At 72.0% G+C, this 14,252-nt stretch carries 13 protein-coding genes; 7 read left to right on the top strand and 6 right to left on the bottom strand.

Annotated features, from left to right (window positions below; genetic code table 11):
- Positions 1-25: 25 nt before the first annotated feature.
- From ACFYTE_RS38245 to ACFYTE_RS38235, 3 genes are read left to right on the top strand one after another with little or no spacing between them, the layout of a single operon-like run.
- Entirely contained in the window at positions 26-376 is a 351-nt protein-coding gene (locus ACFYTE_RS38245) for an SH3 domain-containing protein (RefSeq protein ID WP_388720942.1), read from the top strand.
- A 43-nt stretch (positions 377-419) separates the two neighbouring features.
- Positions 420-1,781 carry an FtsW/RodA/SpoVE family cell cycle protein gene (locus ACFYTE_RS38240; protein WP_388720939.1) on the top strand — a complete coding sequence of 454 codons (1,362 nt, stop codon included), beginning with the start codon at positions 420-422 and terminating at the stop codon, positions 1,779-1,781.
- Positions 1,778-3,235 (top strand): penicillin-binding transpeptidase domain-containing protein, encoded by a 1,458-nt coding sequence (locus ACFYTE_RS38235; RefSeq protein ID WP_388720937.1) that lies wholly within the window; start codon positions 1,778-1,780, stop codon positions 3,233-3,235. Before ACFYTE_RS38240 ends, ACFYTE_RS38235 begins: the two co-directional genes overlap by 4 nt.
- Positions 3,236-3,280: 45 nt before the next feature.
- Here ACFYTE_RS38235 and ACFYTE_RS38230 read toward each other — a convergent pair whose 3' ends face one another.
- Complete coding sequence (locus tag ACFYTE_RS38230; protein WP_388720934.1) at positions 3,281-4,387, bottom strand: ferritin-like domain-containing protein; 1,107 nt, start codon at positions 4,385-4,387, stop codon at positions 3,281-3,283.
- Between the two features lie 125 nt (positions 4,388-4,512).
- On the opposite strand from ACFYTE_RS38230, the gene ACFYTE_RS38225 reads away from it, so the two are divergent.
- From ACFYTE_RS38225 to ACFYTE_RS38210, 4 genes are all read left to right on the top strand, one after another.
- Positions 4,513-5,451, top strand: coding sequence for a diiron oxygenase (locus tag ACFYTE_RS38225; RefSeq protein WP_388720931.1), 939 nt, complete (start codon positions 4,513-4,515; stop codon positions 5,449-5,451).
- Between the two features lie 61 nt (positions 5,452-5,512).
- Entirely contained in the window at positions 5,513-6,166 is a 654-nt protein-coding gene (locus ACFYTE_RS38220; protein ID WP_388720928.1) for a TetR/AcrR family transcriptional regulator, read from the top strand.
- A gap of 10 nt (positions 6,167-6,176) precedes the next feature.
- Positions 6,177-6,503 carry a hypothetical protein gene (locus ACFYTE_RS38215; RefSeq protein ID WP_388720926.1) on the top strand — a complete coding sequence of 109 codons (327 nt, stop codon included), beginning with the start codon at positions 6,177-6,179 and terminating at the stop codon, positions 6,501-6,503.
- Between the two features lie 113 nt (positions 6,504-6,616).
- The gene (locus ACFYTE_RS38210; protein ID WP_388720923.1) at positions 6,617-7,657 is read left to right on the top strand and encodes an NlpC/P60 family protein; all 1,041 of its coding nucleotides are present in this window, start codon (positions 6,617-6,619) and stop codon (positions 7,655-7,657) included.
- Positions 7,658-7,822: 165 nt separating this feature from the next.
- On the opposite strand, the gene ACFYTE_RS38205 is transcribed toward ACFYTE_RS38210, so the two are convergent.
- From ACFYTE_RS38205 to ACFYTE_RS38185, 5 genes are read right to left on the bottom strand one after another with little or no spacing between them, the layout of a single operon-like run.
- Positions 7,823-9,076 (bottom strand): styrene monooxygenase/indole monooxygenase family protein, encoded by a 1,254-nt coding sequence (locus ACFYTE_RS38205; protein ID WP_388720920.1) that lies wholly within the window; start codon positions 9,074-9,076, stop codon positions 7,823-7,825.
- Between the two features lie 40 nt (positions 9,077-9,116).
- Positions 9,117-9,755: an ATP/GTP-binding protein gene (locus tag ACFYTE_RS38200; protein ID WP_388720917.1), complete on the bottom strand. Its 639-nt coding sequence runs from the start codon at positions 9,753-9,755 to the stop codon at positions 9,117-9,119.
- The gene (locus ACFYTE_RS38195) at positions 9,736-10,155 is read right to left on the bottom strand and encodes a DUF742 domain-containing protein (protein ID WP_388720915.1); all 420 of its coding nucleotides are present in this window, start codon (positions 10,153-10,155) and stop codon (positions 9,736-9,738) included. The genes ACFYTE_RS38200 and ACFYTE_RS38195 overlap by 20 nt, the downstream gene beginning before the upstream one ends.
- Complete coding sequence (locus ACFYTE_RS38190; RefSeq protein ID WP_388720912.1) at positions 10,152-10,655, bottom strand: roadblock/LC7 domain-containing protein; 504 nt, start codon at positions 10,653-10,655, stop codon at positions 10,152-10,154. Before ACFYTE_RS38190 ends, ACFYTE_RS38195 begins: the two co-directional genes overlap by 4 nt.
- A complete protein-coding gene (locus ACFYTE_RS38185) occupies positions 10,652-13,957 on the bottom strand; it encodes a nitrate- and nitrite sensing domain-containing protein (RefSeq protein ID WP_388720909.1) in 3,306 nt (1,101 codons plus the stop codon). The genes ACFYTE_RS38190 and ACFYTE_RS38185 overlap by 4 nt, the downstream gene beginning before the upstream one ends.
- Positions 13,958-14,252 lie beyond the last annotated feature (295 nt).

The following is a 14,252-nucleotide window of genomic DNA, read 5'->3' as shown; positions in this document are numbered from 1 at the left end:
TTCTCGTTTCCCCTCGGAGGTTTTCATGGCCCTGCGTTCCGTCCTCGTCCGCGGTCTCGCCATGGGCGCCGCGGCCTGTGCTCTGGTCGGCGCGTTCTCCGGCGCGCCCGCCGCCGCGGCGTCCCATGCGGGTGAGGACCACCACTACCGGGGCGTGGTCACGGCGGACAGCGGCCTGTGGCTGCACGCCCGGCCCGACCGCGACAGTCTCCGGATCGGCTTCCTCCAGCGAGGCGAGATCGTCTCGATCCGCTGCGCGGTCCGCGGCGACAACGTCCGCGGCAACCCGCTGTGGTACCTCCTCACGGACGGCACCTGGGCCTGGGCCTCGGCCCGGTACATCGACAACATCGGGCCCGCGCCACGCTGGTGCTGACACCCAAAGCCCGCAAGCCCCCCGGTACGGGTAGGTTCCGGACATGACGAAGGCCGGAACCGCCGTGCCGGCGGCGGAAACCCCCACCCCCGTCGTACCGCTCCCCCGGCGCCGCGGCATCGAACTCGCCCTCATCGTGCTGGCCGTCCTGCTGTGCGTGTACGGCTACTGTGCCGTCGGCCTCGCGCGCACCGGTGCCGTACCGCCCGGCGCCGTCGGCTACGGCGCCGGGCTCGGGGTGCTCGCCCTGCTGGCGCATGCGGCGGTCCGGCTCCGGGCGCCCGGAGCGGACTGCCTGCTGCTGCCGATCGGCGTGCTGCTCAACGGCCTCGGCCTGGTGCTGATCTACCGGCTCGACCTGGAGACGCCCGGTGACCGGGCGGCGCCCGCCCAGCTCGTGTGGTCCACGCTCGGCGTGGGGCTGTTCATCGTGGTGGTGGTGCTGCTGCGCGACCACCGGGTGCTCCAGCGCTACGCCTACGTCAGTGGCGCCGCGGCCCTAGGCCTGCTGATGCTGCCGATCCTGTTCCCCGCGGTGAACGGCGCCCGCATCTGGGTCCGGATCTCCGGATTCTCCATCCAGCCGGGCGAGTTCGCGAAGGTGCTGCTCGCGGTGTTCTTCGCCGCGTACCTGGCGGCCAACCGCAGCGCGCTCGCCTACGCGGGCCGCCGCGTCTGGTTCATGCAGCTGCCCACCGGCCGGGTCCTCGGCCCGATCGTCACCGTCTGGCTGATCAGCGTCGGCGTCCTGGTCCTGGAGCGCGACCTCGGCACCTCGCTGCTGTTCTTCGGCCTGTTCGTGGTCCTGCTGTACGTCGCCACCGGCCGCACCGGCTGGATCGCGGTGGGCCTGCTGCTGGCCATGTTCGGCGCGGTCGTGGTCGGCTGGCTTGAGCCGCACGTGCACACGAGGATCGAGGACTGGCAGCACCCGTTCGCGACGATCGAGGCGGGTGAGGGTCCCAACCAGCTCGCGCAGTCCCTGTTCGCGTTCGCCGCGGGCGGTGTTCTCGGCAGCGGCCTCGGCCTCGGCCACTCCGTGCTGATCGGCTTCGCGGCCAAGTCGGACTTCATCCTGGCGACGGCGGGCGAGGAGCTGGGGCTCGCCGGACTGTCGGCGATCTTCCTGCTGTACGGGCTGCTGGTGGAGCGCGGCTACCGGACCGGGCTCGCCCTGTGCGATCCCTTCGGCCGGCTCCTCGCCACCGGCCTGGCCTCGCTCGTGGCGCTTCAGGTGTTCGTCATCGCGGGCGGGGTGACCGGGCTGATCCCGCTGACCGGCATGGCGATGCCGTTCCTGGCGCAGGGCGGCTCCTCGGTCGTCACCAACTGGACGATCACCGCGCTGCTCATCCGGGTCAGCGACTCGGCCAGGCGCCCGGAAGAGCGGTGGGCTGACCGATGACGCGGCACATCCGCCACGCCGCCGTGTTCTGCGTGCTGCTGCTCGCGGCGCTCCTCGTGAACGCCGCCCGGGTGCAGGTCGTCGAGGGCCCCGCCTACGACGACAATCCGGCCAACCGCCGTGCCACGATCGCCCGTTACGGCCAGCCCCGCGGCGACATCCTGGTCGAGGGCGCCCCGGTGACCGGATCCCGGGACACCGGGGAGCAGCTGCGCCACGAACGGACGTACGCGAACGGCCCGTTGTACGCCCCGGTCACCGGCTTCGCCTCGCAGGTGTACGGGAGGACGTTCCTGGAGCACACGGAGGACGGCATCCTCTCGGGCTCCGATCCGCTGCTGGCACCGTTCCCGCTGTGGAACGACGTGACCCGGGCCCGGAACCAGCCGGGGAACGTCGTCACCACGCTCGACCGGGCCGCACAGCAGGCGGCGTACCTGGGGCTCGGCGGGCGCAAGGGCGCGGTGGCCGCCGTGGAGCCGTCGACCGGCCGGATCCTGGCGCTGGTGTCCAGCCCGTCGTACGACCCGGCCGTGCTGTCCGGGAACGACGACTCGGTGACGTCGGCCTGGGCCCGGCTCAACCGGGACCCGGACAAGCCGATGCTCAACCGGGCCGTGCGGCAGACCTATCCGCCGGGTTCCACGTTCAAGGTGGTCACCGCGGCGGCGGCGCTGGACGCCGGCCTGGTCCAGGACCTGGACCGGCCGACGGACTCCCCGGACCCGTACACGCTGCCCGGCACCCGGACGCGCCTGACGAACGAGGGCGAGGGCTGTGCGGACGCCTCGCTGCGGGCCGCGTTCGAGTGGTCCTGCAACACGGTGTTCGCGAAGCTGGGCGTGGACGTCGGGGTCGAGGACATGGTGTCCACGGCGCAGGCCTTCGGTTTCAACGACACCGATCTGAAGGTCCCGTTCTCGGTCGCGCCGAGCACCTTCGACACCTCGGTGGACAGGGCGCAGCTGGCGCTGTCGTCGATCGGCCAGTACAACACGCGGGCCACGCCGTTGCAGATGGCGATGGTGGCGGCGGCCGTCGCGAACGGCGGGCAGGTGCGGGCGCCGTATCTGGTGGAGCGGACCACCCGCAAGGGCGGTGAGACGCTGGGCACCGCCGGTCCCCGTGCGCTGCGCCAGGCGATGAACCCGGCGACGGCCATGCGGATGAAGGAGCTGATGACCGGCGTGGTCCGCGACGGCACCGGCACCAACGCGGCCATTGCGGGTGCCACCGTGGGCGGTAAGACGGGCACCGCGCAGCACGGCCTCGGCAATGCCGGTGTGCCGTATGCCTGGTTCGTGTCCTGGGCCAAGGCCGACGCCGATCTGGAGCCGAAGGTGGCCGTCGCGGTGGTGGTGGAGGACGCCTCGGCGGACCGCGGCGAGATCAGCGGCGGCGGTGACGCCGCGCCGATCGCCAAGGCGGTGATGCGGGCGGTACTCGGACTGTGAGACGGGGGTCGCAGCAGCCCGGCGCCCGCCGAGGGCGACGTCCCGTCAGTCGTCCGCGCCCGCCTCGATGGCCCGCTCCACCTCCGCCACCCGTTGCCGTTCCTCCGCCGCGAAGCGCTCCGCGTCCAGTTTCTCGGCGATCTCCTCGTCCTCGGCCATGAGCCGGTCGAGGTCGGAGTCGCCCAGTTCCAGGACGCCCATGTCGACGTAGGCCTGCTGGAGGCGCCTGCCCCACAGGCCGATGTCCTTGACACAGGGGACGATCCGGCTGAACAGGAGCTTGCGGAACAGCTGGAGGAACTCGGACCGCTCGCTCAGCTCCGCCGCCTGCGGCCCGGGGATGCCGAAGTTCTCCAGCACCTCCACCCCGCGCAGCCGGTCCCGCATCAGATAGCAGCCCTCGATGACGAAGTCCTCGCGCTCGCGCAGTTCGGCGTCGGTGAGCTGTTTGTAGTAGTCCCGCAGCGCCATCCGGCCGAAGGCGACGTGCCGGGCCTCGTCCTGCATGACGTACGCCAGGATCTGCTTCGGCAGCGGCTTCTCGGTGGTGTCGCGGATCATGCCGAACGCGGCGAGGGCAAGCCCCTCGATCAGCACCTGCATGCCCAGGTACGGCATGTCCCAGCGGCTGTCGCGCAGCGTGTCGCCGAGCAGCGACTGAAGGTTGTCGTTGATGGGGTAGACGAGCCCGATCTTCTCGTGCAGGAACCGGCCGTAGATCTCGGCGTGCCGTGCCTCGTCCATGGTCTGGGTCGCGGAGTAGAACTTGGCGTCCAGGTCGGGCACCGACTCCACGATCCGCGCGGCGCAGATCATCGCGCCCTGTTCCCCGTGCAGGAACTGGCTGAACTGCCAGGAGGCGAAGTGCCGCCGCAGTTCGCCCTTGTCGCGGTCGGTCATCTTCGCCCAGTAGGGGGTTCCGTAGAGGGTCATCGCCTCGTCGGGGGTGCCGAGCGCGTCGTACGGGTCGACGTCGATGTCCCAGTCGATGCGCCGCATGCCGTCCCACTGCTTGTCCTTGCCCTTCTGGTACAGGGCGAGCAGCCGGTCACGGCCGTCCTCGTACTCCCAGCTGAACCGGGCCGCGCCGGTCGCGGGCACCTGCCAGAGGGGTTCTCCCGGGTCATTGGCGTACACGTCATAGGTGGGCATGTCTCGCAGGCTCACATGTAGACGCCGAGTCAACAAGTCGTGTGCGAGGGATTGACGGGCTTGCTGACAAGCAGTCTCATAAGTGCGGAGAGGTTGGACCCTGGGCAACGAGGTGACGGAGAGCCATGACGACCCTGACGGAAGCGGACGCCCTCGACGGGCTGCGCGACGCGCTCGGCCCGCTCAAGGACCGGGAGCAGGTGGCCGAGCGGCTGCTCGCCTCTTCCGCCAAGCACTCCTTCGATCCCGACCAGGAGCTGGACTGGGACGCGCCCTTCGAGGAGGGCAAGTGGTTCTGGCCGCCGGAGCTGGTGTCGCTCTACGGCACCCCGCTGTGGCAGCGGATGAGCGAGGACCAGCGGATCCTGCTCTCCCGGCACGAGGCCGCGGCACTCGCCTCGCTCGGCATCTGGTTCGAGACCATCCTGATGCAGCTGCTGGTCCGGCACATCTACGACAAGGCGGCGACCAGCGCCCATGTGCGCTACGCACTGACCGAGATCGAGGACGAGTGCCGGCACTCCAAGATGTTCGCCCGTCTGATCTCCCGCAGCGACACGCCCTGGTACCCCGTGGGCCGCGCGCACCAGACCCTGGGCCGGGTCTTCAAGACGATCTCCACGACTCCGGGCTCCTTCACGGCGACGCTCCTCGGCGAGGAGGTCCTCGACTGGATGCAGCGGCTCACCTTCCCCGACGAGCGGGTCCAGCCGCTGCTCCGGGGCGTGACCCGGATCCACGTCGTCGAGGAGGCCCGGCACGTGCGCTACGCCCGCGAGGAGCTGCGCCGCCAGATGATGACCGCCCCCAGGTGGTCCCAGGAGTTCACCCGGGTCACCTCGGGCGAGTTCGCCCGGGTGTTCTCGGTGGCCTTCGTCAACCCCGAGGTGTATGCGAACGTGGGCCTGGACAAGCGGGAGGCGATGGCGCAGGTGAAGGCCAGCGGCCACCGCCGCGAGGTGATGCAGACGGGGGCCAGGCGTCTGACGGACTTCCTGGACGACATCGGGGTGCTGCGCGGTGCGGGCCGCCGGCTGTGGCGGTCGTCCGGGCTGCTGGCCTGAGCCGCGGCCGGGGGCGAGGGCCCCACGGTCGCCCCCGCCGAAAGCGGTTACGCTGCCGGTCATGACCCCGCAGGCCCCCAGCCCCGCCTACCGTCGGCTCAGCGTCGAGGAGCGCCGCAGTCAGCTCATCGACGCCGCGCTGTCGCTGTTCGCGCACCGCGCACCCGAGGACGTGTCCCTCGACGACGTGGCGGAGGCGGCCAAGGTCTCGCGCCCGCTGGTCTACCGTTACTTTCCCGGCGGCAAGCAGCAGCTGTACGAGGCCGCCCTCGGGTCCGCCGCCGAAGAGCTGGAGCAGTGCTTCGACGAGCCCCGCGAGGGTCCCCGGCTGGCCCGCCTGGCCCACGCCCTCGACCGCTACCTCGCCTTCGTCGACCAGCACGACACCGGATTCAGCGCGCTCCTTCAGGGCGGCAGCGTCGTCGAGACCAGCCGCACCACCGCGATCGTGGACGGCGTCCGGCGGGCCGCGGCCGTGCACATCCACCACCACCTCGGCATCACCGACCCCGGCCCCCGGCTGCGGATGACCGTGCGGATGTGGATCACCGCCGTGGAGGCGGCCTCGCTGATCTGGCTCGACGAGGGCAAACAGCCGCCCCTCGACGAGCTGCGGGACTGGCTGGTCGAGCAGTTCGTGGCCGTCCTGACGGTCACCGCGGGCCGTGACCCGCAGACGGCGGCGCTCGTCACCGCGCTCGCCGAGGATGGCTGACACTGGTGCCGTGAAGAGTCAGGACATCCCGTTCGAGGGCGGGCCCATGGACGGGCGCGTGCTCCCGGTGCTGCTGGGCCCCACCGGTCACCCGCCGAAGACGTACCGCATCCCGGTGCCGGACGCGCACGGCGGGCCGCCCACCGTCCTCGTCTACCGCCGCGCGCCCCGGGCCCACAGCAAGCGCATGGGGCTCGTGCAGGGCTGGAAGTACACGTTCGACGCCGAGGGCGGCAAGGCGGCGAAGGGCGGTGCCGGGCTCCGGTGGCCCTGGTCCCGGCCGGCGGCCGGAGCGGACACCGCGTCGCCCGGCAAGCCGGATGACACCGACGGGTGACGCGATTGCGCCGAACCGCGCACGTTCGGCGCGCGGGTCGCGCGCGTACCCCTGATGTTCGCGGCGCGGAGGCGAAGATACGACAAACGCCCGCCCGCACCGGAGGTGACAACGTGTCAGAAAGGTTGCTGCGCCTGGTGGGTACGGCCGCGGTCGCGGCCCAGGCCGCCCTCGCGCCCGCACCCGCCGTGGCCGCACCGGCACCGCAACGGCCCGTGGCCGAGCTGCTGACGGACCTTCAGAAGCTGTACCGGCAGGCCGAACGGTCCACCGAGACCTACAACGCCACCGCGGAGCGGCTGACCCGGCAGCGCGCCGAGGTCAAACGGCTCGGCGGGGAGCTGGCCCGCGCCCGGCGATCCCTGCACGACAGCCGCCGGGACGCCGCGCGGCTCGCCCGGCAGCAGTACCAGAGCAGCACCGCCCTCTCCCCGTACGTACGGCTGCTGCTCGCCCGCGATCCGCAGCATGCGCTCGACGAGGGGCATGTGATCGGGCAGGTGGCCCGGGATCGCGCGCGGACGGTGGACCGGCTCCGAGCCGGTGAGAAGAAGCAGGACGCCCTGGTCCGCAAGGCCCGTAAGGCACTCGACGGGCAGCTCCGGCTCGCCGAGCGGCAGCAGCGGCAGCGGGACGACGTGCGCACCCGGCTCGCCGACGTCGAGAAGCTGCTCGCCTCGCTCAGCGCCGACCGGCTCGCCCAACTCGCCCGGTTCGAGCAGGACGGCGTCGACGACGCACAGCGCAAGCTCGTCGCCTCCGGCTCGCTCAGCAGCGCGCGGCGCCCGTCGCAGCAGGGCGACCGGGCCGTGCGCTACGCCGTGCGGCAGCTCGGCAAGCCGTACCAGTGGGGCGCGCAGGGGCCCGGCGCGTACGACTGCTCGGGGCTGACCTCACAGGCGTGGGAGCACGCCGGCACCCCGATCCCGCGGACCAGTCAGGAGCAGTGGGCGCGGCTGGCCCATGTCCCGCTGAACGAGCTGCGCCCGGGCGACCTCGTCGTCTACTTCCCCGATGCCACGCACGTGGCGATGTACCTCGGCGACGGAAAGGTCGTCCAGGCCCCCCGCACCGGCGACCGAGTCAAGATCTCCCCCATCGCAACCAACCCCATCCTGGGCGCAGTACGCCCCGACCCAACCCCCGCCCCCTAGCGGACACGGGAAACGCACCCAGGGGCGCGAGGAACTGCGCGACCAGCCACAACAAACCCGCACCAACCCACCCACACCAACCCCCCACCACCCAGGGGCGCGAGGAACTGCGCGACCGGCCACAACAAACCCGCAGCCGCCCGCGCACAAAGCCCCCCACGGCGATTAGGCCCCCGCCACAGCCCCCACGTACGCCTCCGACTTCTCCGCCTCATAGAAGAAGTTCTCGAAGTCGGCCGGATCATTGAACCCGTTCGCGAACCGGTCCGCGACCGGCTGCAACTGCCCCGCCGCCCCGATCAGGTTCAGCACATGCTCCGGCGGCGGCGCGAGCATCGCATTGGTCCACTTGGTGACATGCCGGGCCGTCTCCCAGTACCGCTCGAACGTGGCCCGCATCCAGGCCTCGTCGAACTCCTTCTCCCCGTGTTCGAGGATCGACGCGAGATAGGAGGCCGCGCACTTCGACGCCGAGTTGGAACCCTGGCCGGTGATCGGGTCGTTGGCGACGACCACGTCCGCCACGCCGAGGACCCGACCGCCGCCGGGGAGCCGGCCGACGGGGTTGCGCACGGTGGGCGCGTAACGGCCCGCCAGCACGCCGCCCGCGTCGGTCAGTTCCGCCTTCGTGGCCCGCGCGTGCTCCCAGGGGGTGTACCGCTCCATGAGTTCCAGGGTCAGGGAGAGGTGTTCGCCCGGGTCCTTGATGCCGGCGAAGGCATCGAGCGGGCCGCCCGGTATGCCCTCCCAGAACAGGATGTCCGCGCGGCCGGAGGTGGTCAGGGTCGGCATGACGAACAGCTCGCCGACGCCGGGCACCAGGTTGCAGCGCACCGCATCGAACTCGGGGTGCTCCGGGCGCGGTCCGAGGCCGTGGACGTAGGCCACCGCCAGGGCGCGCTGCGGCTCGCTGTAGGGCGAGCGCTCGGGATCGCGGGCGAACATGGACACCAGCTCGCCCTTGCCCGCCGAGACCAGCACCAGGTCGTAGGTGCGGGAGAAGTAGTCGAGGTCGCCGACCGCCGCGCCGTGGATGACCAGTTGGCCGCCGCGCTGCGCGAACGTCTCCATCCAGCCGGCCATCTTCACCCGCTGGTCGACGGACTGCGCGTACCCGTCCAGCTTGCCAACCCAGTCGATGGCCCGCTGCGCGGGGCCGGGGTCGAAGGAGCCGGGGGCCGCGACCGAGACGCCGAGTCCTTGGATCTTCGGGGCCTGGGACTCCCAGAAGTTCAGCTGGAGATCGCGCTCGTGCTGCAACGCCGTGTGGAACATGCACTGCGTCGACATGACCCGGCCGGAACGGATCTCGTCCGCGGTCCGGTTCGACATCAGGGTGACCTCGTAGCCGTGGGACTGGAGTCCGAGGGCGAGCTGGAGACCGGACTGGCCGGCTCCGACGACGAGTATCTTCCGCATGCGGGTGGTGCCTCCTGGAGGGCGACGGTGGGCCTACGGCCTACTCGGGGGTTTCCTCAAGCGCGTGGGCGACGAGGGCGAGGAGGGTCTCGATCACCGATATCCGGCGCCGCGCATCCATGATCATGACAGGTACGCGCGCGGGGACGGTGAGCGCGTCCCGGACGTCCTGCGGGTCGAACAGCTCGCTGCCGTCGAAGTGGTTGACGGCGACGACGTACGGCACCCCGCAGCTCTCGAAGTAGTCGAGCGCCGGGAAGCAGTCCTTGAGCCGGCGGGTGTCGGCGAGGACGACGGCACCGATGGCACCCCGCACCAGGTCGTCCCACATGAACCAGAACCGCTGCTGACCCGGCGTGCCGAACAGGTAGAGCACCAGGTCGTCGTCGAGCGTGAGCCGGCCGAAGTCCATGGCCACGGTGGTGGTCAGCTTGCCGGGCGTGGCGGTGAGGTCGTCGGTGGCCTCGCTCGCCTCGGTCATCAGCGCCTCGGTCTGCAACGGCGTGATCTCCGAGACGGCGGTGACCAGCGTGGTCTTGCCGACGCCGAAGCCGCCCGCCACGACGATCTTCGTGGCCGCGGGCGCCCGGGTGCGGTCCGTCTGCCAGGACTTCAGCTCCTCGTCGGGCTCGACGACGAGGGGGGCGACGCCGACGGCGTCAGAGACGGCGGAGTCCACTCAGCACCCTTTCCAGCAGAGCGCGGTCCGGCCGGCCGACACCGTGACCGGTTCCGGTTCCGTACACACGGATCTTTCCTTGGTCCGCGAGGTCGCTCAGGAGCACCCGGACCACGCCGAGCGGCATGTGCAGCAGCGCGGCGATCTCGGCCACCGTACGCATGCGGCGGCACAGTTCGACGATGGCCCGCATCTCCGGCATGACCCGCGAGGTGAGGTTACCGTTCGTCAGTTCCTTGCGCTCCTCCGGGGATTCCAGGGCCTCCGTGCTGGCCACGAACGTCTCCACAAGGAGGACATGACCGAAGCGGGTGCGGCCGCCGGTGAGCGAGTAGGGGCGGACCCGGGCGGGCTTGCGATCGCCGCCGCGGACCGGGAGTTTCTTCGGAGCGCTGCTCATCGGGGACTCCCCGTCGACTCGGACTCCAGGGATTTTCGCAGCTCGCTGCGGAGTTCCGGGGTCAGCACATGGCCGGCCCGGCCCACGAACAGCGCCATGTGGTACGCCACGACGCTCATGTCGCAGTCCGCGGAGCCGTGCACTCCGAGCAGCGAGCCGTCGCTGATCGACATCACGAAGAGGCTCCCCTCGTCCATCGCGACCATCGTGTGCTTGACCGCGCCGGAGTCCATCAGCTTGGCGGCACCGAGGGTGAGGCTGCCGATACCGGAAACGATGGTGGCCAGGTCGGCGGCGGAGCCGCGGGGGCCGGTGCGCGGCGTCTCGCCGGCCTCGCGGGCCGCGGCGGCGCGGGCGGGGTCGGAGGACAGGAGCAGCAGGCCGTCGGAGGAGACCACCGCGACCGACTGGATGCCGGGCACCTCCTCGACCAGGTTCGTCAGCAGCCAGTGCAGGTTGCGGGCCTCACTGCTCAGTCCGAAGGTACTGGGCGCGGTCAACTGCTTGCCTCCTCGACGGTGCCCCCCGTGGCTTCTCCGGCGGTGCGCTGCGCGGCCTGGGCCGCGGGTGTGCTGGTCTCGCCTGTCTGTTCCGCTATCTCCGTCGCGACGTCGCGGCGGCCGGCCTCCGCTCCACGGCGGAATCCGCCGAGCCTGCGGCGCAGGGCGTCGGCGTCCACGGACCCGGACTGCCTGCGGGGGGCCGGGGCGGTTGCGGTGATCTTCGGGGTGCGTTTGGGCAGGCCCTTGGCGGTGAGCAGGTCGGGCGTACGCTCGTGGGCCGCCTCGTCGCCGCCGGACGCGGCACCGGCGGTGTCCTCCTCGGCGGCGGTGGCCGGCGCCTGGGCGTCGTCGCCGGACCTTTGGGTTCCGGGGGCGGGGAACCCATGGGTCCCGGCCTCCGTGGCGGGTGCGCCCTGCCGGGCCGCCGCGGCGTCGACGGCCGCCGGGTTCGGCGCCAGCAACTCCATGGTCGTCTCAGCGAGCCTTTCCGAGGCCCCGCCGGCCCCCGGCACGGCACCATGCCCCACCGGACCACCCGCATACTCCACCGGACGCTCAGGCACCACAGCATGCCCGCCGACCCCACTCCCGCCCACCGTGGCATCCCCGTGCCCCGCCTCAGCGTGCCCGGCGGGAGCACCCCCGTACACCGACGCATCCACGTCCCCCGGCTGCCCGGCCGGGTGCCCCGGGACCGCAGCATGCCCGCCCGGACCACCCCCGTACACGGACGCGTCCCCGTGCCCCGCCTCAGCGTGTCCGCCGGGAGCACCCCCGTACACCGACGCATCCACGTCCCCCGGCTGCCCGGCCGAGTGCCCCGGGGCCGCGGCGTGTTCGTCGGGGCCGCTTTCGGGGGTCGGGGCGTTTGTCTGTTCTGGCCGGTATCCCGGGGCCGCGGCGTGCTCGGACGGGCCGTGGCGGTCCGCCGGTGCCTCCGTCTGGCCTGCCGGGTGCTCCGGTGCCTGGGCGTGTTCGGACGGGGTGCTCTCGGGCTCCGGGTGGCCGGTCCGGGGGCTGGGGGGCGGGGGGCCGTCCGTGACGGCCGCCTCCCGTACGGTCTGCTCGGCGAGCGCGACCAGCGGGTCGGTGTCGGCCGTCCGGCCGTGCAGCACATTGGAGTTGGCCTCGGCGTCCGCGCCGGGCAGGGAGACGGGCCGGGCACCGCCGGCCACGGTCGCCGGGGACGGGACGGCCTTCGCCGGGGCGTTCGTCAGCAGATCCTGGGTGAGGACCACGACCGCGGCCACACCGCCCTGCTTCTGCTCGCGCAACTGCACCCGGACGCCGTGCCGGTGCGCGAGGCGGGCCACGACGTACAGGCCGAGCCCGAGGCCGTCCTCGCTCTCCTGGCCGTACGCCGCGTCCGGGTCGAAGTCGGCGAGGCGGGCGTTGAGCCGGTCCAGGCGCTCGGCGGCCATGCCGATGCCCTCGTCCTGCACCGAGAGCATCACCTCGCCGCTCTCCAGCAGCCAGCCGGAGATCTCGACGGGCAGGTCGGGCGGGGAGAACGAGGTGGCGTTCTCCATCAGCTCGGCCAGCAGATGAGAGACGTCGTCGGCCGCGAAGCCGGCCACGTGGGCGTGCGGCGGCAGCGCGGCGATGCGGACCCGCTCGTAGCGTTCGATCTCGCTGACCGCGGCCCGTACCACGTCGACCAGCGGCACCGGGCCGTGGTGGTTCTGGACGTGTTCGGTCCCGGCGAGGACCAGCAGGTTCTCGCTGTGCCGGCGCATGACCGTGGCGAAGTGGTCGAGCTTGAACAGCGTGGCCAGCCGGTCGGGGTCCTGCTCGCGTTCCTCCAGGCCCTCGATGACGGCCAGCTGCCGCTCGACCAGGCCGAGCGTGCGCAGCGCCAGGTTCACGAACGTGCCGCCGATGCCGCCCCGCAACTGCTCCAGGTGTTCCTGCGAGGCCGCGAGTTCGGCCCGCAGTTCCTCGCGGATGTCGGCCATCTTCTGGCGCTGGCCGACCAGGTGCTTGCGGTCGGCCTCCAGGGTGGCGATGCGCTCGTGCAGGGCGGCGGCGCGCGCGTGCAGGGCGTTGACGGAGCGGACGGCCTGGGCGAACTCGTCGTTGCGGCCGGTGAAGGCGATGGGTTCCTCGGCCGACGGGTTCTCGGCCTCGGCCAGCCGTGCGGAGCCGCGGCGCAGCACCGAGAGCGGGCGGGTGAGGGTGCGGGCCAGCGCGGTGGCGACGCCGACGGCGATCAGCAGCAGGGCACCGAGGGCGGCGATGCGGATCTCCAGCGCGGTGACATCGTCGTCGCGCAGCAGTTCCAGGTCTTTGGTGCGGCGGTCGTAGAGCGAGGACTCCACGCCCCGCATCAGATCGACCCGCGCGGACAGCGCGGCGTCCAGCTTCTTGGTGCCGGTGGCCAGTTCACCATCGGAGAGCGTCGGCTGGTCGGTGAGGGCGGCGAGGTACTTGTCGGCGGAGTTGACCTCGGGGCCGGTGACCGTGGAGTCGTATGTCGTGACGGCCGGCTTGGGCGCGCCGTCGCGGAAGTCGGCGAGGGCGGCGTCGGCACGCAGGCGGGCCTGCTGCGCGGCGGCGGTGAGGGCGTCGCGCTGCTTCTTGTCGGCCTCGGAGGTGACCGCGGTCGTCGTGGGCAGTCCGGTGATGGGGTCGATCACCGTCTGGGTGGTGCTCGGCACGTTCAGGGCCGCGAGGAGCAGCCCGCGGGCGGCGGCGGACTGCTGGACGGCAAGGTCCAGCTCGGCGAGTGCGTAGGTGCCGGAGCCCGCCCGCTCGGGCATCCGTTCCGCCAGTTCCCCGGCCAGCCGGTGCAGGTCGGTGATGGTGGCGGTGTAGGCCTGGTGGGCTTCCAGCGCGGTGCTCTTGCCGGTGAGCGCGGCCCGGCGTACGGAGGCGACGGTGTCGAGGTCCGCGCGCAGCCCGGCGGGCGTGTCGGGGTCGGTGCGCAGGTCCTCGACCTGCTGGTCGACGCGGGCGCCGCGGTCTTCGGAGGGCGCCTTGGACTTGGGCCGGCCCGCGGCGATGTAGGAGGTGACCTCGTCGCGTTCGTCGGCGAGCGCGTGCGCGAGGGTCAGCGCGCTCTCGGTGCGTCCGGCGAGGGTCACCAGTTCCTGGGTGTCGCTCAGCTGTCCGGAGGCGGTGAGCAGGGACGGGGCGCCGGCCCCGGCGACGGCCGCGGCCACCACGGCCACGGCGACGATCAGCCGGTTGCGTACGTGGGTGGGGCGGCCGGTGCCGACGGGTGTGCGCCCGGCGCTCCCTTCGGGGGTCGTCTGCCTGCCTTTGCGCCGAGGCCGCTTCATCTGCACCGGTGCTCGCATTCCTGAACTCGTCTGCCCATGGGTCCGGGTGGCACCCCGCCGTGTCGATGCTCGTCGTCGATGCCAAGGTGGTGTGTACACCCGGTACGGTCCGTTCCGACCCTCCCAGTGCCGGTGGTCGGCGGTCATGCATCACCTGGCCCGCCACCCGAAGGAGTGAACCTCGGAGGGGAGTTGGCGGGCAAGTTCCTCCGGCAAGCGCGGGAGTGGTTTCGGGCGGGCCGGTTGGACGCGGGCGGCAGGCTTTGGCAGTATTCGCCGCCACGCGTTCCCGGAGTGTGTCATTCCTGCGCAA

Origin of the sequence: Streptomyces sp. NPDC004629 (assembly GCF_042873595.1) — a bacterium.
Lineage (GTDB): Bacteria > Actinomycetota > Actinomycetes > Streptomycetales > Streptomycetaceae > Streptomyces.
This window is presented reverse-complemented; position numbering and strand designations above follow the sequence as displayed.

What these genes read in the sequence shown, in the direction of transcription:
- ACFYTE_RS38245 (WP_388720942.1), top strand. Translation starts at nt 26, where the DNA reads ATGGCCCTGCGTTCCGTCCTCGTCCGCGGTCTCGCCATGGGCGCCGCG.
- ACFYTE_RS38240 (WP_388720939.1), top strand. Translation starts at nt 420, where the DNA reads ATGACGAAGGCCGGAACCGCCGTGCCGGCGGCGGAAACCCCCACCCCC.
- ACFYTE_RS38235 (WP_388720937.1), top strand. Translation starts at nt 1,778, where the DNA reads ATGACGCGGCACATCCGCCACGCCGCCGTGTTCTGCGTGCTGCTGCTC.
- ACFYTE_RS38230 (WP_388720934.1), bottom strand. Translation starts at nt 4,387, where the DNA reads ATGCCCACCTATGACGTGTACGCCAATGACCCGGGAGAACCCCTCTGG.
- ACFYTE_RS38225 (WP_388720931.1), top strand. Translation starts at nt 4,513, where the DNA reads ATGACGACCCTGACGGAAGCGGACGCCCTCGACGGGCTGCGCGACGCG.
- ACFYTE_RS38220 (WP_388720928.1), top strand. Translation starts at nt 5,513, where the DNA reads ATGACCCCGCAGGCCCCCAGCCCCGCCTACCGTCGGCTCAGCGTCGAG.
- ACFYTE_RS38205 (WP_388720920.1), bottom strand. Translation starts at nt 9,076, where the DNA reads ATGCGGAAGATACTCGTCGTCGGAGCCGGCCAGTCCGGTCTCCAGCTC.
- ACFYTE_RS38195 (WP_388720915.1), bottom strand. Translation starts at nt 10,155, where the DNA reads ATGAGCAGCGCTCCGAAGAAACTCCCGGTCCGCGGCGGCGATCGCAAG.
- ACFYTE_RS38185 (WP_388720909.1), bottom strand. Translation starts at nt 13,957, where the DNA reads ATGCGAGCACCGGTGCAGATGAAGCGGCCTCGGCGCAAAGGCAGGCAG.